General features: G+C 59.4%; 23 protein-coding genes and 1 pseudogene. 9 read left to right on the forward strand and 15 right to left on the reverse strand.

The genetic code is table 11. The features are described from left to right. Positions 1–197 precede the first annotated feature (197 nt). The 3 genes from ACEN8Z_RS10685 to ACEN8Z_RS10695 are packed head-to-tail and all read right to left on the reverse strand — an operon-like array spanning position 198 to position 1244. A complete protein-coding gene (locus ACEN8Z_RS10685) occupies positions 198–542 on the reverse strand; it encodes a hypothetical protein (protein WP_008002660.1) in 345 nt (114 codons plus the stop codon). Beyond that, positions 539–928 carry a phage holin family protein gene (locus ACEN8Z_RS10690; RefSeq protein ID WP_007983474.1) on the reverse strand — a complete coding sequence of 130 codons (390 nt, stop codon included), beginning with the start codon at positions 926–928 and terminating at the stop codon, positions 539–541. Before ACEN8Z_RS10690 ends, ACEN8Z_RS10685 begins: the two co-directional genes overlap by 4 nt. Position 929: 1 nt before the next feature. Next, positions 930–1244, reverse strand: coding sequence for an ElaB/YgaM/YqjD family protein (locus ACEN8Z_RS10695; protein WP_007983472.1), 315 nt, complete (start codon positions 1242–1244; stop codon positions 930–932). 329 nt (positions 1245–1573) lie between these two features. Here ACEN8Z_RS10695 and ACEN8Z_RS10700 point away from each other — a divergent pair, with 329 nt between their 5' ends. From ACEN8Z_RS10700 to ACEN8Z_RS10715, 4 genes are all read left to right on the forward strand, one after another. After that, the gene (locus ACEN8Z_RS10700; protein WP_495597588.1) at positions 1574–2782 is read left to right on the forward strand and encodes an ammonium transporter; all 1209 of its coding nucleotides are present in this window, start codon (positions 1574–1576) and stop codon (positions 2780–2782) included. A gap of 104 nt (positions 2783–2886) precedes the next feature. After that, positions 2887–3123 carry a glutaredoxin family protein gene (locus tag ACEN8Z_RS10705; protein ID WP_008003305.1) on the forward strand — a complete coding sequence of 79 codons (237 nt, stop codon included), beginning with the start codon at positions 2887–2889 and terminating at the stop codon, positions 3121–3123. Positions 3124–3294: 171 nt separating this feature from the next. Then, the gene (locus ACEN8Z_RS10710; RefSeq protein WP_007983466.1) at positions 3295–3612 is read left to right on the forward strand and encodes a hypothetical protein; all 318 of its coding nucleotides are present in this window, start codon (positions 3295–3297) and stop codon (positions 3610–3612) included. A gap of 121 nt (positions 3613–3733) precedes the next feature. Continuing rightward, positions 3734–4624, forward strand: coding sequence for a pseudouridine synthase (locus ACEN8Z_RS10715; protein WP_495597589.1), 891 nt, complete (start codon positions 3734–3736; stop codon positions 4622–4624). A 313-nt stretch (positions 4625–4937) separates the two neighbouring features. On the opposite strand, the gene ACEN8Z_RS10720 is transcribed toward ACEN8Z_RS10715, so the two are convergent. Both ACEN8Z_RS10720 and mobA read right to left on the reverse strand, forming a co-directional pair. Then, the gene (locus tag ACEN8Z_RS10720; protein WP_007990184.1) at positions 4938–5159 is read right to left on the reverse strand and encodes a YgdI/YgdR family lipoprotein; all 222 of its coding nucleotides are present in this window, start codon (positions 5157–5159) and stop codon (positions 4938–4940) included. 76 nt (positions 5160–5235) lie between these two features. Beyond that, entirely contained in the window at positions 5236–5838 is a 603-nt protein-coding gene (mobA, locus tag ACEN8Z_RS10725; RefSeq protein WP_495597590.1) for a molybdenum cofactor guanylyltransferase MobA, read from the reverse strand. Positions 5839–5919: 81 nt separating this feature from the next. Here mobA and moaB point away from each other — a divergent pair, with 81 nt between their 5' ends. Both moaB and ACEN8Z_RS10735 read left to right on the forward strand, forming a co-directional pair. Then, positions 5920–6459, forward strand: coding sequence for a molybdenum cofactor biosynthesis protein B (moaB, locus tag ACEN8Z_RS10730; RefSeq protein ID WP_007990181.1), 540 nt, complete (start codon positions 5920–5922; stop codon positions 6457–6459). Then, positions 6443–7669 (forward strand): molybdopterin molybdotransferase MoeA, encoded by a 1227-nt coding sequence (locus ACEN8Z_RS10735; protein ID WP_495597591.1) that lies wholly within the window; start codon positions 6443–6445, stop codon positions 7667–7669. Before moaB ends, ACEN8Z_RS10735 begins: the two co-directional genes overlap by 17 nt. A 64-nt stretch (positions 7670–7733) precedes the next feature. On the opposite strand, the gene ACEN8Z_RS10740 is transcribed toward ACEN8Z_RS10735, so the two are convergent. After that, positions 7734–8048: a hypothetical protein gene (locus ACEN8Z_RS10740; protein ID WP_177413820.1), complete on the reverse strand. Its 315-nt coding sequence runs from the start codon at positions 8046–8048 to the stop codon at positions 7734–7736. Positions 8049–8237: 189 nt separating this feature from the next. Between ACEN8Z_RS10740 and ACEN8Z_RS10745 the strand changes: the two are divergent. Further along, positions 8238–8462, forward strand: a pseudogene (locus tag ACEN8Z_RS10745) (lipid kinase YegS); the annotation flags it as partial. Here ACEN8Z_RS10745 and ACEN8Z_RS10750 read toward each other — a convergent pair. From ACEN8Z_RS10750 to ACEN8Z_RS10760, 3 genes are all read right to left on the reverse strand, one after another. Beyond that, complete coding sequence (locus ACEN8Z_RS10750; protein ID WP_495597592.1) at positions 8446–9105, reverse strand: response regulator transcription factor; 660 nt, start codon at positions 9103–9105, stop codon at positions 8446–8448. The pseudogene ACEN8Z_RS10745 and the gene ACEN8Z_RS10750 overlap by 17 nt on opposite strands. Continuing rightward, complete coding sequence (locus ACEN8Z_RS10755; protein WP_495597593.1) at positions 9102–9995, reverse strand: sensor histidine kinase; 894 nt, start codon at positions 9993–9995, stop codon at positions 9102–9104. Before ACEN8Z_RS10755 ends, ACEN8Z_RS10750 begins: the two co-directional genes overlap by 4 nt. Positions 9996–10460: 465 nt before the next feature. After that, a complete protein-coding gene (locus tag ACEN8Z_RS10760) occupies positions 10461–10931 on the reverse strand; it encodes a hypothetical protein (RefSeq protein ID WP_495597594.1) in 471 nt (156 codons plus the stop codon). A 464-nt stretch (positions 10932–11395) separates the two neighbouring features. Here ACEN8Z_RS10760 and ACEN8Z_RS10765 point away from each other — a divergent pair, with 464 nt between their 5' ends. Both ACEN8Z_RS10765 and ACEN8Z_RS10770 read left to right on the forward strand, forming a co-directional pair. Further along, positions 11396–12331: a chemotaxis protein CheV gene (locus ACEN8Z_RS10765; RefSeq protein ID WP_495597595.1), complete on the forward strand. Its 936-nt coding sequence runs from the start codon at positions 11396–11398 to the stop codon at positions 12329–12331. Positions 12332–12504: 173 nt separating this feature from the next. Continuing rightward, positions 12505–13311, forward strand: a complete 807-nt coding sequence (locus tag ACEN8Z_RS10770; protein ID WP_495597596.1) for an MOSC domain-containing protein — start codon at positions 12505–12507, stop codon at positions 13309–13311. Positions 13312–13396: 85 nt separating this feature from the next. On the opposite strand, the gene ppnP is transcribed toward ACEN8Z_RS10770, so the two are convergent. The 6 genes from ppnP to atuC all read right to left on the reverse strand — a co-directional run bounded on the left by ppnP (position 13397) and on the right by atuC (position 20042). After that, positions 13397–13681, reverse strand: a complete 285-nt coding sequence (ppnP, locus tag ACEN8Z_RS10775) for a pyrimidine/purine nucleoside phosphorylase (RefSeq protein ID WP_085725017.1) — start codon at positions 13679–13681, stop codon at positions 13397–13399. A 69-nt stretch (positions 13682–13750) separates the two neighbouring features. After that, positions 13751–14293: an exonuclease domain-containing protein gene (locus ACEN8Z_RS10780; protein WP_108229913.1), complete on the reverse strand. Its 543-nt coding sequence runs from the start codon at positions 14291–14293 to the stop codon at positions 13751–13753. Between the two features lie 71 nt (positions 14294–14364). Further along, the gene (locus ACEN8Z_RS10785) at positions 14365–16326 is read right to left on the reverse strand and encodes an acetyl/propionyl/methylcrotonyl-CoA carboxylase subunit alpha (RefSeq protein ID WP_495597597.1); all 1962 of its coding nucleotides are present in this window, start codon (positions 16324–16326) and stop codon (positions 14365–14367) included. Positions 16327–16449: 123 nt separating this feature from the next. Continuing rightward, entirely contained in the window at positions 16450–17247 is a 798-nt protein-coding gene (locus ACEN8Z_RS10790) for an enoyl-CoA hydratase/isomerase family protein (protein WP_495597598.1), read from the reverse strand. Beyond that, the gene (gene atuD, locus ACEN8Z_RS10795) at positions 17244–18401 is read right to left on the reverse strand and encodes a citronellyl-CoA dehydrogenase (RefSeq protein ID WP_495597599.1); all 1158 of its coding nucleotides are present in this window, start codon (positions 18399–18401) and stop codon (positions 17244–17246) included. The genes ACEN8Z_RS10790 and atuD overlap by 4 nt, the downstream gene beginning before the upstream one ends. A gap of 24 nt (positions 18402–18425) precedes the next feature. Further along, the gene (gene atuC, locus ACEN8Z_RS10800) at positions 18426–20042 is read right to left on the reverse strand and encodes a geranyl-CoA carboxylase subunit beta (protein WP_495597600.1); all 1617 of its coding nucleotides are present in this window, start codon (positions 20040–20042) and stop codon (positions 18426–18428) included. Between the last annotated feature and the right edge of the window lie 3 nt (positions 20043–20045).

Raw genomic sequence — 20045 nt, forward strand, 5'->3', positions numbered from 1 at the left:
CGTCAGGTGACTGATGGCCTAGCTTCCCGTTTCGCGCCATGACCTGCAAGCGGAACTACAACCCGGCAGCGTCGACTCCTTGGCAAGGTGTCGTTTCTGGAGGGTGTCTGTTGACCGGGCAGGTGCACAGGATGGCACCCCTCGATAGAGGGGCACATCCCGTTGACGTCGCAAGAATGCAGTCAGAAAGAAACCGGTCAGTCTTTGCGCGAAGAGCCCTGCATGATCAGTTTGATCAGCGGCCCCAGTGTGGTGCCGAGCCGGACCAGACGGGTCAGGCTGCTGAGGCCATCACCGTTTTTTGCACCCTTGCCGGTCAGAAAACCCAGCAAGGTGACGGCGGCCACGCCCCAGAGTGGAGCGTGTTTGATGCCGAAGCCGTCCTGCAGGTTTTGCGTCATCCCGCGTACGCGTTGCAAGGGTTGCAGCAGTTGCGCGGATTCGTGGCGGATTTCCTGACGATGCATTTCCATGCGCAGGCGGATCAGGGCCTTGCGCATTTCCGTGCGCGAGCTGTTGTGTGGCAGTTCAGGCAGGCTCATGGCAGCAGGCGCTCCCGATCGTTGGCCAGCTCTTCCAGCGTGCCATTGAAGGGCGAGGACTCATCGAAAATCGCTGCTCTCAAGCGCATTCCACAAAATAGGGCGGCGAGGGTGTAGAACACACAGAGCCCGATGATGGCGGTCAGGCGATATGTGTCCCAAAACACGATAAGCACCAGCGTCGACAATCCCACCAACAGCAATAACGCGAACACCAGGGCCAGGCCGGCAAACAGCAACAGGCTGACGGTGCGGGCTTTCTGTTCCTGCAATTCGATGCCGAACAGCTCGACATGGCTGTGCAGCAACCCAAGGAAGGCGGCGCCCAGGCGCCGCGAAGAGGAGCTTGTTCCCGTTACAGACGGGCCGGATTCACCGATCGACATATCAGCGCCGGCTAGCCAGCAGGCCGATCAGAAAGCCCACGCCAGCCGCGATCCCGACGGATTGCCAAGGATTGGCCTGGACATAGTCCTCAGTGGCGGTAACAGCAGCCTTGCCGCGTTCGCGCAGGGAGTCTTCGGTCAGTTTCAGGGTTTCACGAGCACGCAACAGACTGTCGTGAATCTGCTCGCGCAGCTCGTCAGCCTGATCACCGGCCAGGGTCGCGGTGTGCTCCAGCAACCGCTCGGTGTCACTGACCAGTGTCTGAAAGTCGTTCATCAGGATTTCTTGAGCAGTCTTTGCCTGGGTGCGGGCCATGGGAGATCTCCATAAGTGGCTTTCTGATGTGTTCGAGTATGAGCCTTCGGCGAAGGTTCAGTACAAATGACTGGTACAACTTTTGCTGTGTGGTGGTGCGCCGGTCCGCACCATTGCGCTATAGCCGGGCATGATTTCAGTAAAACCGTAGGACCAACAATCAAAAACTCGCGTAAACCTCCGGGGCCTGTTTCGCCTGGACGCAATCCGTGCGCCAAAGCGGTTCAACAAGATCAGTCAGCTGATGCTTCGAAGCTGCAACTTGGTGCATGGACGGTCTTCGCGAACTGCTTTGGTGCTTTTTTTCTGCCATAAGGTCTGCCCATCCCATGGAAAACCTGCAAAGCGCTGTGGACACCCTGGTCCATAGCTCCAACACGCTGTTCATTCTGATCGGTGCGGTCATGGTTCTGGCCATGCACGCCGGTTTTGCCTTTCTCGAAGTCGGAACCGTGCGACAGAAAAACCAGGTCAATGCGTTGTCGAAAATCCTCAGCGATTTCGCCGTTTCGACATTGGCCTACTTCTTTATAGGCTATTGGATTTCCTATGGCGTGACGTTCATGCAGCCAGCGGCCGTGCTCAATGCCGACCATGGCTATGGACTGGTGAAGTTTTTCTTCCTGCTGACCTTTGCCGCGGCGATCCCGGCAATCATTTCCGGAGGAATCGCCGAGCGGGCCAGGTTTGTTCCGCAACTGTGTGCGACAGCGTTGATTGTTGCGTTTATCTATCCGTTCTTCGAAGGCATTGTCTGGAATGGCAACCTGGGCTTGCAGGCCTGGTTGCTGGAGCGCTTTGGTGCCGGTTTCCATGATTTTGCCGGCTCGGTGGTGGTGCATGCCATGGGCGGTTGGCTGGCGCTGGCGGCGGTGTTGTTGCTCGGGCCGCGTAACGGCCGTTATCGCGACGGACGCCTGGTCGCGTTCGCGCCATCGAGCATCCCGTTTCTGGCGTTGGGCTCGTGGATCCTGATCGTCGGCTGGTTCGGTTTCAACGTCATGAGCGCGCAAACCCTGCAGGGTGTCAGCGGACTGGTGGCGGTGAACTCGCTGATGGCCATGGTTGGCGGTACGGTGGCCGCGCTGATTGTCGGGCGCAACGACCCCGGCTTTCTGCACAACGGCCCGTTGGCGGGGCTCGTGGCAATCTGTGCCGGTTCCGATCTGATGCATCCTGTGGGGGCGCTGGTCACCGGTGCCGTCGCGGGGGCGCTGTTTGTCTGGTGCTTTACCGCAGCCCAAGGCAAATGGCGTATCGACGATGTGTTGGGTGTGTGGCCGTTGCATGGCTTGTGCGGCGTGTGGGGCGGTATTGCCTGCGGCATTTTCGGCCAGACCGTTTTGGGTGGGCTGGGTGGGGTCAGTCTGATCAGCCAGTTGATCGGCACTGTACTGGGCGTCACTGTAGCGCTGGCCGGCGGGTTTGCGGTGTATGGCGTGATCAAGGCGTTGCATGGATTGCGCCTGAGTCAGGAAGAGGAGTATTACGGGGCGGACCTGTCGATCCACAAGATCGGCGCCGTGAGCCAGGACTGACTCAGGTCTCTTCATCGTTGGCGGCATCGGGGCAGGGGCTCAATGGCTCGACGGTTTTTCGGGGCAGGCCTAGAATGATCACTTCAATTTTTGGTTGAGCGCTCATGTTTCCCGAATGTCAGCTGTTCGGCACCCTTGGATGCCATCTCTGTGAAGTAGCCGAAGCCATGTTGATGGAGTTCGTCGAGCGCGGTCTGCTGGTGGAACTGGTGGATATCACCAACGATGAAACGTGGTTCGCCGCTTACAGCCTGCGTATTCCAGTGCTGCGGCGAGTCGATACCGGCGCTGAACTGGGCTGGCCATTCGGTGCCGAGGAAGTGGTGGCATTCCTGCGTTAAGCGGTTTTTGCGCTGGCGGTATCTCCCGCCTGTCGAACTTTGCGATTGATCCCCTTGGCTTATACGGTGTTGATCGGATACTGTATGCGTATACAGCTATTCGCGGTATCTGCCTGCCGTTGCCGATTTTCGGGAACGAGCAGGCAAGCCCGGGCGTGAGAGGGATGAATCGTGGTCAATGTCGAACAATTGAAGAGCAGCGTGAACCGGATGTCCGCAGACGTCGTGCACGAGGCCGTCCGTGAGTTGCGTCTGGATGGTCTGGTGACCGAGGGAAAAACGCCCTTCAACAAAACGCATTTCAATACCTGTTTCGCTGAAATCGAAGCCTTGTTTCAACGCGCGGGTTATCACCGGCAACTCGATGTCGTGGGTTATCAGGGGTTGTTGTATGCCCTGTATGACCCCGCTCGCTGGGAGGCGGTCGATGTGTTGCGCTGGCTCAAGGAGTACACCGAGGCGGCGGCACGCACGCAGATCCCGGCTTGAGGAATCTTAGGGGCGTTCTCAATTAGTTTTCACGACGGGAAAACTAATTGAGAACGCCCCCTAGGTTCACTCCCCCTGCTGTTGGATAATGCCGCTCTGCACTGAGGGTTAGAGCTTTCGTATGTCCACTTCTTCTTTTTCCGCGGCACACAGTCAGGCCAGTACGCTCTACTTGCCACCTGGCCCGTGGCAGACCGTTGTCGATTGCCTCTGTGAGCATTTCAGCGCCATCGGTCGTGAACAATGGCTGGACAGAATCGCCCGTGGCCGGGTCCTCGATGGGCAGGGCATGCCGATCGCCCTCGATCTGGTCTACAAGGAAGGTTTGCGGATTCATTATTTTCGCGAAGTGCCGGATGAAAAGCCGATCCCGGTGATCGAGTCGATCCTGTACGCGGACGAGCATCTGGTGGTGGCCGACAAGCCGCACTTTCTGCCTGTGACACCGGCTGGCGAATACGTTGAACAGACACTGCTGAGGCGCTTGATCCGGCGCCTGGATAATCCGCATCTGGTGCCATTGCATCGCATTGACCGGCATACCGCAGGGCTGGTGCTGTTTTCCGCCAATCCGCAGAGTCGTTCGGCTTATCAGTCCTTGTTCCCAACCCGGCAGATCGAAAAACGCTACGAAGCCATCGCCGCGCCCTTACCTGACCTTGCTTTCCCGCTGGTTCATAAAAGCCGACTGGTCGATGGCGAACCGTTCTTCCGCATGCAGGAGGGGCCAGGGGCCAGCAACACCGAGACTGCGGTTGAAGTCAGGGAGAAACAGGGGGATCTCTGGCGTTATGGTCTTTACCCGGTGACGGGCAAGAAACACCAGCTGCGGGTGCATATGGCAGCGTTGGGAGCCGCTATCTGCAACGACCCGTTTTACCCCGAGGTGCTCAAGGACGCGCAGGATGACTATGCCAATCCTTTGAAACTGCTGGCTCAGGGGCTGAGATTTATCGATCCGGTCACTGGCCGGGAGCGAGAGTTCGAGAGTGAAATCACCCTGCAATGGTGATCAAAAAACGATCCTGAAGCGCTAATGCCAGTCAGTTAAGCGGTAATGCGATCTGTAGCAGCTGCCGAGCCCGCGAGGCTGCGTTCGGCTGCGAAGCAGTCGTAAAATCAGTCATTGCGGTTCGTCAGGCAGGCCGCGTCAGCTGGACTCACGACTGCTTCGCAGCCGAACGCAGCCTCGCGGGCTCGGCAGCTGCTACAAAGGGTGTCGCGGCTGAAATTGCTTAACTGACTGGCATTACCCTGAAGCGCTGTTCTTCAGACATGAAAAAGCCCGCATCAAGCGGGCTTTTGTATATCCGGCGGCGCCAGGATTACAGCTCTTTAACGGTACGAACCTGGTCTTTGTTGATGCGGGTCTGTTTGCCGTCGAGCTGTTCGAATTCGTAGAAACCGGAATCCTTGTCGTACTGTGGCGTGTCTACGGCCTGGATTTCGCGACCGTCATTCAAGGTGATCACTGTAGGCGACGAGCAACCGGCGAGGGTTGCGAGGCCGAGTGCGAGCATGAAAGTGGCGAGGGTCCGTTGAGTCATGTGTGTGTCTCCGAATAAGAAATCTTTGATTACTGAACCTGAGACGTGCACCGTCCGTGCAAGTTCCTGATGAAAGTCAGTCTGACACAGGGTTATGACCGCTTAACAGTTCCGGCGTGTTGAGGTTGGCCAGCCGAGGGTCGTTGTCGGGGCAGTGCAGCGCGGTCGCACCGAGGTTGCGCATCAACCGGCCAGGGCTGCGTTCACCTTCGTTCCAGGCATTCTCGAACGCCGCCCTGTGTTCCACGGGAATCACGCACAACAACGGCTCCCAGTGATTGTCATGCCGCACCATCAGCGGTTTGTCCGGATGCAGGTTGGCGGTCTCGCGCATGTTGCCGATCAGTGCCGCATCAATGCCCGGAACGTCACATGGCAGGACCAGCAGATGAGTATGGCGAGCCGCTTTCAGACCTGCGCGAATTCCGGCCAGAGGCCCGGGGAAGTCACCCTCATCATCGTGGACCAACTGGTCGGCGTAGGGCCCATACTTTTCAAGGTTACGATTGCAGGAGATGATCAGGTCATCGGTCAGCGGACGGGTCTTGCGATGCAAGTGTGCAATCAGCGGTTCACCGTGCCAGTCCAGCAACCCTTTATCCCGCCCACCCATACGTTGGCCACGTCCGCCCGCCAGGAGCAGAATGGAGCAGGGTGGCAATTGTGAATTCGTGGTCATGGCAGGTCTCCATGGGAGCGGCGAAAAAACGGAGCGCTGTGATATAACACCGGGCTGTTTCTCCTACAACTGGACGAGCCTATGAAAGCCAAGGCTGATGTACCTTTCGCACCGCTGAACATCGCAGTGCTGACTGTCAGCGATACCCGCACACTGGAAACCGACACCTCGGGTCAGGTTTTTGTCGACCGCTTGACCGCTGCCGGACATTACCTGGCGGCCCGGGTGTTGCTCAAAGATGACCTCTACAAAATTCGCGCGCAAGTTGCCAACTGGATTGCCGACGATGTCGTGCAGGTTGTGCTGATCACCGGCGGAACCGGTTTTACCGGGCGTGACAGCACGCCGGAAGCCGTCAGCTGCCTGCTGGACAAACAGGTTGACGGATTTGGTGAGCTGTTCCGTCAGATCTCGGTTGCCGATATCGGCACCTCGACCGTTCAGTCCCGGACTTTGGCCGGATTGGCCAACGGCACACTGGTCTGCTGTTTGCCGGGTTCGACCAATGCAGTGCGCACCGGTTGGGACGGCATACTTGCCGAGCAGCTGGATTCGCGGCATCGCCCGTGCAATTTCGTGCCTCACTTGAAACAGGCGGCGCCTTGTGAATCCCGCGGGTAAGCCTGGCAAGGCTGGCAGTCTGATGCCTGTCGAGCAGGCGTTGGCGCGCTTGCTGGAAATGGCCGAGGCCTCAAGGATTGTCGAGCGTGAACGCTTGCCATTGGCGCAGGTACAGGGGCGTGTACTGGCTGAAGATCTGGTATCGACGCTTGATCTGCCGCCCTGGCCCAACAGCGCCATGGACGGTTATGCCTTGCGCATGGCTGACTGGACAGGAGAGCCGTTGGTGGTCAGTCAGAAGGTGTTTGCCGGTCAGGCCCCCGATCCGTTGCAGCCAGGAACCTGTGCGCGCATTTTCACCGGCGCGCCTGTTCCCGCCGGTGCCGATTGCGTCGAGATGCAGGAAAACGCCGAGGTTCAGTCCGATGGGCGAGTACGTTTCACAGGATCCTTGACCCAGGGCCAGAACATCCGTCCGCAAGGCCAGGAAACGACCGTCGGCGAGTTGATTCTGCCGGCAGGTACGCGGCTGGGGCCGATCGAGCAAGGATTGGCTGCCTCCTTGGGATGCGCTGAGCTGGAAGTGGTTCGCAAGGTACGTGTGGCGGTGCTGTCTACCGGCGACGAATTGATTGAGCCCGGACAGACGCTGGGGCCGGGACAGATCTACAACAGCAACCGGGTGTTGTTGTGCAGCTGGTTGCAACGTTTGGGGTGTGAGGTCGTCGACGCGGGGATTCTTCCGGACAATCTGGAAACCACTCGCTCCCGATTGGGTGAATTGAGGGATGTCGACCTGATCCTCTCGACCGGTGGCGTATCGGTAGGAGAAGCCGATTTCCTGGGCATCGCCTTGCGCGAAGAAGGCGAATTGACGCTGTGGAAACTCGCCATCAAGCCCGGTAAACCGCTGACGTTCGGGCATTTTCGCGGTGTGCCGGTGATCGGCTTGCCGGGCAATCCGGCATCGACCCTCGTGACCTTTGCTTTGTTGACCAGGCCCTATCTCTTGCGTCGTCAGGGTGTGGAAGACGTTGAGCCGCTGAAGGTGCAGGTGCCGGCGGGGTTTGACTGGCTCCAGCCCGGCAATCGGCGTGAGTATTTGCGTGGACGGCTGGAAAACGGCAGGGCGACGATCTACAAAAACCAGAGTTCCGGTGTGCTGCGTAGCGCTGCCTGGGCTGATGGACTGGTAGAAGTCCTGGAAGGTCGCACGCTGGTGCAGGGCGACAGCATTTTCTTCATTCCATTTAGCGAAGTCCTGAGCTGATGGCTTCGGCGGCTTAGCCGCACAAGACCCGGTTGCTTGAACCGGGTCTTGTGTTGAAGGCAACTCAATGCGCCAGAAGCAATGAAATAACCTGCTCGAAACGGCTATTGGCGATCCAGCCAAGGAGGCCGAGAATCACCGCTGTTCCGCCGGCGGAATAGGCAAGCCTGTGCTTGATGGATTTGACGTCATCCCGGGCTTCTTCCATGTCCCTGCGAATGCTCTTGAGGTGTGTTTCCAGCTCGGTGACGCGAGGTTCCATATCAACTTCTCCCGTGGCTTTTATGCTGTTGCGGCATTCAGCCCGATGGCCTGTGATTTTATTATCTGTGAGCGGCAAGACCGAAATGGCCGGTGATGCGAGGTTTTGGGGTTGCATGGCACGTCCTTGTGATGTCCTGCTGTAACCCCAAGGTCTATCAATTCAGATTCCTGGTCAATTGAGCCGATTCCTCACGTTTTGTAAGAAAAATCCTGCCGTGTCGTTTTGCCTGGAAATAATTCATTTTCTTGCGACTTTTAACGGGGGGGAGGTCAACGAGACTGGCAGGAGGTGGACGGGACGTAGAAATACCTGCTGACCGAAGGCTTCGGCATTGACAGCATGTTGGTCCGTGCGCGCCTGCCCTGGGTCGAGATCAAGGTCTCGGAAGGGCTTTATCTCAATCTGGATGGTGGGCCGCTGGAAGGGGATAACCAGCGTTTCTCGGTTCGCTCAGCGGCGCTGCTCGTGGATTTGCCTGAGGATTCGCCGCTATTGAATGCCAGTGAGGCGACTAGTCATCAAGGCTGATGATTTGTTCGCGCACTGCAAACAGCACCAGGCCGGCCACATCGTAGATCTGCAGACGCTTCATGATCTGCGAACGGTGGGTTTCGATGGTCTTGATGCTCAGTCCCAGGCCGTTGGCGATCTCTCGGGTGGATTTTCCGCGAACGATCAACCGCAGGATTTCCAGCTGACGTGCCGTCAGGTTGTGCGAGTCGGCCGGCTCGGGTTGATGCTTCTGGTTTCGGCTCAACGCCTGATTGATCACCGTGTGGGCAATGGCCGGGCTCAGATAGCGCTCGTTGTTGCGCAAGGCCTCCAGCGCGTGCTCGAGTTCGGTCGCCGTGGTGTCCTTGAGCAGGTAGCCGTGGGCTCCGGACTCCAGAGCCTGCATGATCAGGTCTGGGTCGGTGTGCATCGAGAGGATCAGGACCTTGCTCTGCGGACGCACTCGCTTGAGCTGCTGCAAGGCTTCGAGGCCGCCGGTCTGGCGCATCGAAATATCCAGCAGGACAATATCCGGGGACAGATGCCCGACCATTTCGAGCAACTGCGAGCCGTCATTGGCCTCACCGATGACGGCATAGCCAGGCAGATCCATTACCAGGGCGCGCACGCCAGCCCTGATCAGCGAGTGGTCATCCACCAGTAGTAAATTACAAGTCAATGCATAACCTTATTCGGGCTGGCCCGTTCGAGCGCACGGGGCGCCCAGGGAAAAAGAGCTTCGATTCGAGTGCCTTTGCCCGGCTCGCTGGTAACGGTCAGTGTGCCGCCCAGTTGATCGATCCGTTCCGACATCCCGGCCATACCGCGTTGCCCTTCGCGACCAGGGTCTGGTGCGGGAGCGAAGCCCTGACCATCATCGCTGATCTGCAACTTCAGGCCTTGGGGCAGGCGCTGCAGGCATACCAGCAGGTTTTTGGCCTGGGCATGTCGCAGGATGTTGGTGACCGCTTCCTGGGTGATACGGAAAGCGGCCACGGCCATTTCCTCCGGTATGCCGGTCAGGCGCTGCTGGCATTCCAGGCTCCAGTGCACCGGGGTGTTGGTCAGGGTCTTGAGCAGGTGCGCGCGCAGACTGGCTTCCAGCCCAAGGCTGGTCAACTGCCGCGGATTGAGAATGGCGGATACGTCACGAACTTTGGTCAGGGTTTCCTCCAGTGTGTCGCAGAGAACCGAGCATTGACTCTGGAGTTCTTCAGGCATCCGGCGTTTGAGCCAGTCACTTTGCAGTTTTGCAGCGGTGAGCAATTGACCGATATCGTCATGCAGTTCCCGGCTCAGCCGGTGACGCTCGTTTTCCTGAACCTGCAACAGCCGGTCGGCCAGTTCCTGAGGCTGGAATTTGATGGATTTGCGCGAGAGGCGGTACTGCACCGTAACACTGGTCAGCGCAGCTACGTTGAGCACCAGCAACGCCAGGGGCAACGGAATGGACAAGCCATAGACCAGCAAACTGCCGAGTGTCGAGCAGGCGCATAGCAATAGCGTGAATGTGCGTGCATTTTCTCGGGAGGGTGGCCACATGGCGATTGACTTGAGACTGGCGTGCATAGCGGATGGAGCCAATGGATGTACGCTGCGGGCTGACCGGTCAAGCTGGCTGACAGGCCCCTGTTTTTTAATGTGGAGCGTCGACTTCAACGGGATCTAATCTTTTTTGTTGGAGAAATCAGCCACAGGCTGTCCGACTGCAATCACACTGCCATTAATTGGCGCCAACTAACAGGCGGCATAGTAGCACTTAAGATACCGTTGGTCGCGTTCGCATGTATGTCTGAAAGGTCAGGAACAGGGCGAAGGTTCCATACGGAACAAGTTGGTTGTTGCGGTCGCAAGTTGACGATTGTCCCTGGGTTAATACCTTGGTGAAGACAGGCACGTAACTGTCGATGGGAATTAGTGTTTGTTACAAGATGTCGTTTATGGCTATGAAGTATTCATTTGCGACATGTGCGCGCTCAAGTTGCAGCACAGTATTGATAACCAAAACACACCTTACGGCATGGTTTGGCAAGTTCAGGCCTGTCGTTCCGAATAGGATACGAGGGTGAACGGCCTGGAATTGACCGGTGGTTTAAATCGGCTTTGCCCTACCTGAAAGGCAAAGGCTTCGATCAGGGTGACCTGCTCGCTGTCGTCGAGGCTGAGTTGCCCGGTGGTCTGGTCGATGAGTTCGAGTTGCCAGGCAATCAGGGTCAGGCAGTCTTTCAGGGCACCCAGCGCCTCGTCGTGCAGGCTCATCGTGTTCTGTGCGTGGTTTAGCAGGCCATGAATATGTAGAGAAAACTCAGACACGGCCGCCAACGCCAGGGCATCGGCCTTGTTGGCCAGCTTGAGCAGTATGCTGAGCATGCAGTCGATGGCGTCCTTGTCATTGCTGATCAACTGCAGATGACTCAGGCATTCCTCGGTTTTAGCCAGGAGTGTTTCAGCTTCGACGAGAAACTCCGGGAGCCGCTGGGCCCACTCTTTACGGTCGTTCGGCATACTTATCTCCACAACGTCATGTCAAATGAGGGGATATCGTGTGTGTCGACGAGGGCGGTCGGAACCCCGGCATTACCGAGTCGTCGGGTAAACGAACTGCGGCTGGCCCGGAAGCAGGCTGGGGAACACGAGAGGGTGGTTGGCCACTGACTTGCGATCGCACACAAAAGCCTGACTCCGTTCATGCAATGAGAATGGCGTCACATTAATGGCTATTGGATATGGCGAATATCAGGTTGCGCCTGATTGTTGATAGGGGAATCCCTTACGCAGCGGAACCTTTCGCGCGAACAGGGGTCGCGCTGACGCAGAAGTGCAGCAGATGTAACCACTGCGTCAGTAAAGCATGATGTTAATGTGACATCAATGGCCGGGCGTGGCATTTTAGAGAGGGTCAAGCTTCGGCAAAAACAGCCGATAACCTTCTTTAAGTGAAATCATCCGAACAAGACCAGGAGTCATTGATGGCCGGCATTCTCGACACGGTAGACCAACGCACGCAACTGGTGGGTGAGAATCGCCTGGAAATTCTCATGTTCCGGCTCGCCGGACGGCAACTGTTCGCGATCAACGTCTTTAAAGTACAGGAAGTCCTGCAGCTGCCAAAGTTGACGCTGATGCCGCAGCGCCATCCTTTTGTGTGCGGCGTGGTCAACCTGCGTGGCCAGACCCTGCCGGTGATCGACCTGTCCCAGGCCATTGGCATGCGCCCGTTGGTGCCAGGGCCTGGCAGCACGATCATCGTCACCGAATACAACCGTTCGGTGCAGGCCTTCCTGGTCGGTGGCGTGGACCGGATCGTCAACATGAACTGGGAAGCCATCCTGCCACCCCCGAGCAGTGCCGGCCGCCAGCACTACCTGACGGCCATCAGCAAGGTCGATGATCAACTGGTGGAAATCATCGACGTCGAAAAGGTCCTGGCCGAAATCGTCCCGTACAGCGCCAAGGTCTCCCGCGACAAGCTCGAAGATCCGGTGCTGGAACGCGCCCGGGGCCGTGAAGTGCTGCTGGTGGACGACTCGAACGTGGCCCTGGCGCAGTTGCGCGATACCCTGGGGCAGTTGGGCGTGAAGATGCACATCGCCAGCGACGGATTGAAGGCCTTGAACATGCTCAAGGCCTGGGCCGACACCGGCGTGGACATGACTGAAAAACTGCTGATGGTTTTCACCGATGCGGAAATGCCGGAAATGGATGGCTATCGCCTGACCACCGAAATCCGCAACGATCCGCGTCTGCGCGGTTTGTACGTGGTGCTGCACACCTCGCTGTCCGGCAGCTTCAACGACTCGATGGTGAAAAAGGTCGGTTGCGACAACTTCCTCTCCAAATTCCAGCCGGACAAACTCGTCGATGTGGTGCGCCAGCGCCTGATGCTTGACGCGGTACCTGTCTGAGCCCCTGTAGGAGCGAGCTCGCTCGCGATGGTCTTGAACGATAACGCGTAAAACCAGATGCCCGGTGGCGTCCTTGGGTTTTTCGCGAGCAAGCTCGCTCCTACAGTTTTTGCTCTTTGATTCGGCCTTCAAGCTCGTATAGGGTGGCGTTTTTGCCTACCAGGGAGCTGGCCATGTTGCGTCTGAGCGCGCTGTATCGTTATCCGTTGAAATCCGCCAAGGGCGAGACGCTGCAACAGATCGGTCTCGATAAACTCGGGCTGGACGGCGATCGCCGCTGGATGTTGGTGGATGAAGCCAGCGGTCGTTTCCTGACCCAGCGTGCAGTGGCGCAGATGAGCCAGTTGTCGGCGTTGTGGAATGCCGAGGGTGGCTTGACCCTCAGCGCGCCGGGCCATTCGTCGATCGACATAGCCTTGCCCGGTAGCGATGCACAACTGCGTGGCGTGACGATCTGGCGCGATACCTTGCGAGTCCCCGATGCAGGCGATGAAGCAGGGGCCTGGGTCAGCGAGTTTATTGGTAAACCGACCCGTCTGGTGCAAGTGCCGCTGGATCGGGCGCGGATGACCGAGGCTGGTTACGGCAAGGATGACGATCAGGTGGCGTTCGCCGATGGCTATCCGCTGTTGCTGATTGGCCAGGCCTCCCTCGAGGACTTGTCGCAACGGGTCGGGCGTCCGTTGGAGATGCTGCGTTTCCGGCCAAACCTGGTGATCGAAGGCGGTGAAGCGTTCGCCGAGGACGGCTGGAAGCGCATCCGTATCGGCGAGGTCGAATTCCGCGTGGTCAAGTCCTGTTCACGCTGCATCCTGACCACCATCGATCCGCAAACCGGGGAGCGCAGCGAGGACCGCGAACCCTTGGTAACCTTGCAGAAGTACCGTTCGCAGGCGGACGGCGCAATGTTCGGGCAGAACCTGGTCAACGATGGCAACGGTCGACTCGAAGTCGGCATGCCGGTGGAGATCCTCGAGTAATCTTCCGCAGAATAAAAAATGCCCGTGTCGAAAAACACGGGCATTTTTTATGGCGCTGGCTTTATTTTGCTGAAGCCCCGCAGGTTTAGCCGCGGTATTCGCACAGGTAAGCGGTGTCGACCGCCACTTTCAGCTGGAACTTGCTGTTGGCCGGCACGTTGAACTGGCTGCCGGCGGCGAAGGTTTCCCAGTCGCTGCTGTCTGGCAGTTTGACGGTCAATGCGCCGCTGACCACGTGCATGATTTCACGCTGGCTGGTGCCGAATTCGTACTCGCCCGGAGCCATGACGCCGATGGTCGCTGGACCTTCTGTGGTGCCAAAGGCGATCGACTTGACGGTGCCGTCGAAGTACTCGTTGACTTTAAACATGGGCGATTCCTCGAAAAGGGCTAAAAAGGGCCGGCCAGTATGCACAAGGCCCTGGGAATCGTCACCTGTCTAAAGCGGGAGAACCAGCGGCAGCAGGCGTGCGGTATTGCGTGCATCTTCCAGCGCCCGGTGTTGCTGGCCGGTGAACTGCAGGCCAGCCAGTTGCAGAGCGCCGTTGAGCCCCAGCGGGCGTTCCAGGCGTCGGGCCTTGGCAAAGCGCTGCTTGAGGTTCATGTGCGGAACGTTGGCCAGCGCACTGGCGAGCCCCAGCCGCTGCCATTCCTGAAGCAGTTGTTTGCGATCGTAATCGCCCCAGCTGGCCCAGCCTTCAAGTCGCGTGTGGTGTTGGCCGAGCCAGCGTTCAAACGCCGGCCAGACTTCGCCCAGCGGTTGCGCGGCATCGATGTTGGCTTGGGTGATGTGCGTGAGTTCGCGGCAAAACGGCGTCAGCAACGGCCGCCGCAAGGGGCGGACGAAGCGCTGGAAGTAGTCCAGTTCGCGTCCTTTGCGGTCCACCAGGGTGGCGCCGATTTCAATGATTTCCATATCCGTTACGGGCCAACCACCCTCATCGGTGGTCGCCTCCAGATCAATGACCAGCCAGTGAGGCATTGCAGGGTTCCTGGTATCCGCGTCCTGATAGGCTTTGAGCGTAGCCAAACCCGGCGGTTCCGCCTAGCGGCTTATTCGATCTCCAACAGAATCTGTCGGTTTTTCACCTGATCCCCGACCTTTACTTGCAAGCGCTTGAGAACACCGTCGATGCCCGATTTCAACGGGTGCTCCATTTTCATCGCCTCCAGTACCACCAGCAATTGGCCTTTGGTCACCGGGCTGCCTTCATTGACCAGGACGTCGATAATCGCCCCGTCCATCGGTGCCTTGAGGGTGCCGGAGCTGACATTGGCCTGGCTGCAGGCCTGCGCCTGAGTGCGATCCACGAACTGCAGACTGCCCGGACGGGTAAACAGCCAGAGATGCCCGGTCTCCAGGCGGTAAGCGTGGCGTTGGCGAACACCTTCGATTTCGAGGGTGGCCCAGCGTCCGTCGCTGTGGAGGATCTTCAGTTCGAGGCTGCGCTCGGCGACCTGAATGCGCAACGGCTCGCCCGGGATCGCCTGCAACGCTACCGGCCAGTCCTGGTCGTCAAGGCCAATGCGATAGTGCAGCGGCACACTGGCGTTGTTGCGCCAACCAGACAGCGGTGCCGGATGAGCCTGCGCCGACACCTGATAGAACAGGGCGGCTGCGATGGCCAAGTGTTGCGCGTTTGGGACGTGAGGATGCAGGCAGGCATGCTCGGAAAAATGCTGCGGGATGAGTCCGGTACTGAAATCACCGCAGGCGAACTGCGGGTGTTCCAGCAAGCTGGCCAGCAGGCGTTGATTGCTTTGCAGGCCCAGCAGCACGCTGTCTTGCACCGCCCGCAGCAATTTGCGCCGGGCTTCTTCGCGGGTGGCACCGTGGGCGATGAGCTTGCCGAGCATCGGGTCGTAGAAGGGACTGATGATCTGGCCTTCGATCAGGCCGTGGTCGATCCGCACGCCGTCCTGTAATGCCGGTTCCCAGGCCACGACGCGCCCGGTTTGCGGCAGGAAACCCCGGGCAGGATCTTCGGCATACAGGCGCATTTCCATGGCATGACCCTTGAGTTGCACCTGCTCCTGGCGCAGCGGCAATGGTTGCCCCTCGGCAATGTTGAGTTGCCAGGCCACCAGGTCCAGCCCGGTGACCAGTTCGGTCACCGGGTGTTCCACTTGCAGCCGGGTGTTCATCTCCAGGAAGTAAAACTGCCCGCGCGCATCCAGCAAAAACTCTACGGTGCCCGCGCCAACGTACTGCACCGCTCGGCCGGCCTTGAGCGCCGCTTCGCCCATGGCCTGCCGCAACGCAGGGGTCATTACCGGGCAGGGCGCTTCTTCGATGACTTTCTGATGCCGGCGCTGCACTGAACAATCGCGCTCACCGAGGTAAATCAGGTTGCCATGCCGGTCACCGAACAACTGAACCTCGACGTGACGTGGTTCGACCAGTGCCTGTTCAAGGATCAGTTCGCCGCTGCCAAAACCGTTCAGGGCTTCGGAGCGCGCGGTGCGAATCTGCTCCAGCAAATCTCCGGCGTCGTGCACCAGGCGCATGCCGCGTCCACCGCCGCCAGCGCTGGCCTTGATCATCAACGGATAGCCGATGAGCTCGGCTTCGCGGCTCAGGGTGGCGTCGTCCTGTTCGGCACCTTGATAACCGTTGATGCAGGGCACGCCTGCTTCGATCATGGCGATTTTCGACAGGCGCTTGCTGCCCATCAGTTCGATGGCCTCAGGGCTGGGGCCGATGAAGGCGATGCCGGCGTCCCGGCAAGCGAGGGCAAACCCGGCGTTTTCCGAGAGGAAACCGTAGCCCGGATGGATCGCATCCGCACCCGTGCGCCGGGCCGCGTCGAGGATGGCCGGGATGTTCAGGTAAGACTGTTGCACCGGGGCCGGGCCGATGTTGACCGCCTCGTCGGCCATCTGTACGTGCAGGGCGTCGGCGTCGGCGTCGCTGAATACGGCGACCGTGCGATAGCCCAGCGCCTGGGCCGTGCGCTGGATGCGGCAGGCGATTTCACCGCGGTTGGCGATGAGGATTTTTTTCAGTCCGGGCATGGGCTATTCCCTTGGGTTTTGCGGTGAATGTGATGGCCTCATCGCGAGCAGGCTCGCTCCCACAGGGGAATGCATTTCAAATGTGGGAGCGGGCTTGCTCCGGGCGGCGTTCCGACGAAGCTTTTAAATGGCCCACCCCGGTTTGCGTTTTTGCACGAAGGCCATCGTTCCCTCGACACCTTCTGCCCCGGTCACCGCTTCGCTGAACCATTCGGCAGCCTGATCCAGCATGGCGTCCGACGGCTGTCCGGCACTCGCCAGCAACAGTTTCTTGGTCATCGCATTCGCCTCTGGTGCACAACACAACACATGGGCCAGGACCTCATCGAGACGTTCGGCCAAGGCTTGCGGATCATGTTCGACAAAATGCACCAGCCCCATGCGCCGTGCCTGGTGACCATCAAAACGGGCTGCGGTCAGGGTCAGGCGCCGGGCCTCGGTCAGACCGATGCGCTGGACCACGAATGGCGCGATCTGCGCCGGCAGCAGGCCGAGGCTGGTTTCCGGCAGGCCGAATTGCGCCTGGTGATCGGCCAGGGCTATATCGCTGACACAAGCCAGGCCGAAACCACCGCCGAGTACCGCGCCTTGCAGCACCGTGATCACCACTTGCGGGGCGTGTTGCACCTCTTGCAGCAGCGCACCGAACAGCCGGTTCAAGTCGCGGTGCGCACTGGCACCTTGAGCGCGGGCGTTGGTCATGTCCTTGAGGTCGCCGCCGGCACAGAAGTGGCCGCCGGCACCGCCGATCACCAGAGCGCGAACCCCTCGGTCATCGCGCACGGCTGTCAGCACCGAGCGCAACTCGGTGACCATCTGCAAGCTCATCGCATTGCGGCATTCCGGGCGGTTGAGGGTGATGTGCAACACGCCGTTGTGCAGTTCCAGCAACAAGGTTTGGCAAACCGGCAGGCTGCTCATTTCTTTTTCCCCGGCAGAATGCCCATCAGTTTGCAGATGATCCCCAGCATGATTTCGTCGGCGCCGCCGCCGATCGATACCAGCCGTACGTCGCGGTAAGCCCGGGCCACCGGGTTGTCCCACATGAAGCCCATGCCGCCCCAATATTGCAGGCAACTGTCGCTGACTTCGCGGCCCAGCCGGCCGGCCTTGAGCTTGGCCATCGACGCCAGGCGCGTGACGTCCTGGCCTTTGACGTATTGCTCGGTGGCCTGATAGACCAGCGCCCGCAGGCATTCGATTTCGGTTTGCAGTTCAGCCAGGCGGAAGTGGATCACCTGGTTGTCGATCAGCGCGTTACCGAAGGTTTTGCGCTCCTTGCAGTACTCGATTGTGCTGTCGACGCAGTACTCCAGGCCCTTGATCATGTTGGCCGCGCCGAACAGGCGTTCCTCCTGGAATTGCAGCATCTGCATCATGAACCCCGCGCCTTCATGACCGATGCGGTTGCGCTGCGGTACGCGCACATTGTCGAAAAACACCTGGGCGGTTTCCGAGCTGCGCATGCCGAGCTTGTCCAGGTGCGAACTCAAGCTGATGCCCGGTGTGTTCATCGGCACTATGATCAGCGATTTGTTGATGTGCGGTTTGTCGTCCGACGTGTTGGCCAGCAGGCAGATGAAGTCGGCGCTCGGCGAGTTGGTGATCCACATCTTGCTGCCGTTGATCACGTAATCGTCGCCGTCCTTGCGCGCGGTGGTTTTCAATCCGGCGACGTCGGAGCCGGCACCGACTTCGGAAACGCCGATGCAACCGACCTGCTCGCCGCTGATGGCCGGGCGCAGGAATTCGTCGCGCAATTCATCGGAACCGAAACGTGCCAGCGCTGGCGTGCACATGTCGGTCTGCACGCCGATGGACATCGGGATGCCGCCGCAATGAATGGTGCCGAACTCCTCGGCGGCAACGATCGAGTAGCTGTAGTCGAGTCCCATGCCACCGAATTTTTCCGGTTTGGAAATCCCCAGCAGGCCAAGGTCGCCGGCCTTGCGGAAGATGTCGTGGATAGGGAAGCGCCCGGCCTTTTCCCACTCTTCGACGTGCGGGTTGATCTCGTGCTCGACGAATTGGCGCACGGTGCGGCGCAGTGCTTCGTGTTCTTGGGTGAAGATCATTTTTATTGTTCTCCTTGAGCCGGCCTAGAGCCGCGCTACGCCAAAACTGTTGGCTTGCAATGGCCGCACCTCGGCCTCGTGACAGATATCCAGCAAGTAACCGAGCAGCGTCCTTGTATCCCGCGGGTCGATCAAACCGTCGTCCCACAAATTGGCACTGCCGTAGAGCGCGGTGGACTGGCTGTCGAGTTTCTGCGCGGTGACCTGTTCCAGCATGTCGAGCATTTTCGGATCGGGCACCAGGCCGTCCTTGGCCTGTTTGGCCTCGGTGACGATGCGCAGCACTTTGCCCGCTTGCGCGCCGCCCATCACGGCGGTACGGCTGTTGGGCCAGGCGAAGATGAAACGCGGATCGAGGCCGCGCCCGCACATGGCATAGTTGCCCGCGCCATAGGAGCCACCGACGACGATGGTCAGCTTCGGCACCCGGGCGTTGGCCACCGCTTGAATCATCTTCGCGCCGTGTTTGATCACACCTTGTTGCTCCGATTCGGTGCCGACCATGAACCCGGTGGTGTTGTGGAAAAACAGCAGCGGCGTGCGGCTCTGGTCGCAAAGCTGAATGAACTGCGCGGCCTTGCTCGCGCCTTTTGGCGTGATGGGGCCGTTGTTGCCGATGAAGCCGCAGGCGCGGCCCTGGATTTTCAGGTGGCCGCAGACGGTCTGCTGATCGAACTCGCCCTTGAATTCAAGAAAGTTCGAAGCGTCGGCGAGACGGGCGATGATTTCGCGTACGTCGTAAGGTTTTTTCGGGTCATCCGGGATCAGGCCCAGCAGTTCGTCGATGGGGTAGAGCGGCTCTTTCCAATGCCGTTCGGGCAGGCAGGGCAACTGCTCGTTCCACGGCAACAGGCTGACAATCTCGCGTACCTGACGCACACCGTCGGCGTCGTTTTCAGCCAGGTATTCGGCGGTGCCGGCGGTTTGTGCGTGCATCTCGGCGCCGCCCAGTTCTTCATCGGTCGCGACCTCGCCGGTGGCGGCCTTGAGGAGTGGCGGGCCGGCGAGAAACAGCTTGGCCTTGCCGCGCACCACCACCACGTAATCCGACAATCCCGGCTGATAGGCACCGCCCGCCGTGGCCGAGCCGTGCACCACAGTGACCTGCGGCAACCCCATGGCCGACATCCGCGCCTGATTGGCAAAGCTGCGCGCGCCTTCGACGAAAATCTCCGCCGCGTAATTGAGGTTGGCACCGCCGCTTTCGGCGAGGGTGATCACCGGCAGTTTGTTTTCCATGGCGATCTGTTGCAGGCGCAGGGATTTTTTCAAACCGGCGGGGGAAATGGTCCCGCCCTTGATTGCGCTGTTGTTGGCGACTACCAGCACACGCACACCAGACACGTAACCAATGCCGGCGATCAAACCGCCACCGGCAGAGCTGCCGTCCTTGTCGTCGTACAGCTTATAGCCGGCCAGGCTGGCCAGTTCGAGAAACGGCGCGCCGGGGTCCAGCAGCAGATTGAGGCGCTCGCGGGGCAGCAGTTGGCCGCGTTTTTCGAACCTGGGTTTGGCTTCGGCCGCCTTGTTCAGCAAGTTCTGTTCGAGCGCGCGGACTTGCTCGATGGCGTTCAGCATCGCCGCACGGTTCTGGGCGAACGGCTCGCTGTGGGGGTCGAGTTGCGACTGAATCACCGGCATGGC

This window comes from Pseudomonas sp. Pseusp10, assembly GCF_059492225.1.

Bases quoted from the DNA above. Each gene is read 5' to 3' on its own strand.
- ACEN8Z_RS10685 (WP_008002660.1), bottom strand. From the start codon at position 542: ATGAGCCTGCCTGAACTGCCACACAACAGCTCGCGCACGGAAATGCGC.
- ACEN8Z_RS10690 (WP_007983474.1), bottom strand. From the start codon at position 928: ATGTCGATCGGTGAATCCGGCCCGTCTGTAACGGGAACAAGCTCCTCT.
- ACEN8Z_RS10695 (WP_007983472.1), bottom strand. From the start codon at position 1,244: ATGGCCCGCACCCAGGCAAAGACTGCTCAAGAAATCCTGATGAACGAC.
- ACEN8Z_RS10700 (WP_495597588.1), top strand. From the start codon at position 1,574: ATGGAAAACCTGCAAAGCGCTGTGGACACCCTGGTCCATAGCTCCAAC.
- ACEN8Z_RS10705 (WP_008003305.1), top strand. From the start codon at position 2,887: ATGTTTCCCGAATGTCAGCTGTTCGGCACCCTTGGATGCCATCTCTGT.
- ACEN8Z_RS10715 (WP_495597589.1), top strand. From the start codon at position 3,734: ATGTCCACTTCTTCTTTTTCCGCGGCACACAGTCAGGCCAGTACGCTC.
- ACEN8Z_RS10720 (WP_007990184.1), bottom strand. From the start codon at position 5,159: ATGACTCAACGGACCCTCGCCACTTTCATGCTCGCACTCGGCCTCGCA.
- mobA (WP_495597590.1), bottom strand. From the start codon at position 5,838: ATGACCACGAATTCACAATTGCCACCCTGCTCCATTCTGCTCCTGGCG.
- moaB (WP_007990181.1), top strand. From the start codon at position 5,920: ATGAAAGCCAAGGCTGATGTACCTTTCGCACCGCTGAACATCGCAGTG.
- ACEN8Z_RS10740 (WP_177413820.1), bottom strand. From the start codon at position 8,048: ATGCAACCCCAAAACCTCGCATCACCGGCCATTTCGGTCTTGCCGCTC.
- ACEN8Z_RS10755 (WP_495597593.1), bottom strand. From the start codon at position 9,995: ATGCACGCCAGTCTCAAGTCAATCGCCATGTGGCCACCCTCCCGAGAA.
- ACEN8Z_RS10760 (WP_495597594.1), bottom strand. From the start codon at position 10,931: ATGCCGAACGACCGTAAAGAGTGGGCCCAGCGGCTCCCGGAGTTTCTC.
- ACEN8Z_RS10765 (WP_495597595.1), top strand. From the start codon at position 11,396: ATGGCCGGCATTCTCGACACGGTAGACCAACGCACGCAACTGGTGGGT.
- ACEN8Z_RS10770 (WP_495597596.1), top strand. From the start codon at position 12,505: ATGTTGCGTCTGAGCGCGCTGTATCGTTATCCGTTGAAATCCGCCAAG.
- ppnP (WP_085725017.1), bottom strand. From the start codon at position 13,681: ATGTTTAAAGTCAACGAGTACTTCGACGGCACCGTCAAGTCGATCGCC.
- ACEN8Z_RS10780 (WP_108229913.1), bottom strand. From the start codon at position 14,293: ATGCCTCACTGGCTGGTCATTGATCTGGAGGCGACCACCGATGAGGGT.
- ACEN8Z_RS10785 (WP_495597597.1), bottom strand. From the start codon at position 16,326: ATGCCCGGACTGAAAAAAATCCTCATCGCCAACCGCGGTGAAATCGCC.
- ACEN8Z_RS10790 (WP_495597598.1), bottom strand. From the start codon at position 17,247: ATGAGCAGCCTGCCGGTTTGCCAAACCTTGTTGCTGGAACTGCACAAC.
- atuD (WP_495597599.1), bottom strand. From the start codon at position 18,401: ATGATCTTCACCCAAGAACACGAAGCACTGCGCCGCACCGTGCGCCAA.
- atuC (WP_495597600.1), bottom strand. From the start codon at position 20,042: ATGCCGGTGATTCAGTCGCAACTCGACCCCCACAGCGAGCCGTTCGCC.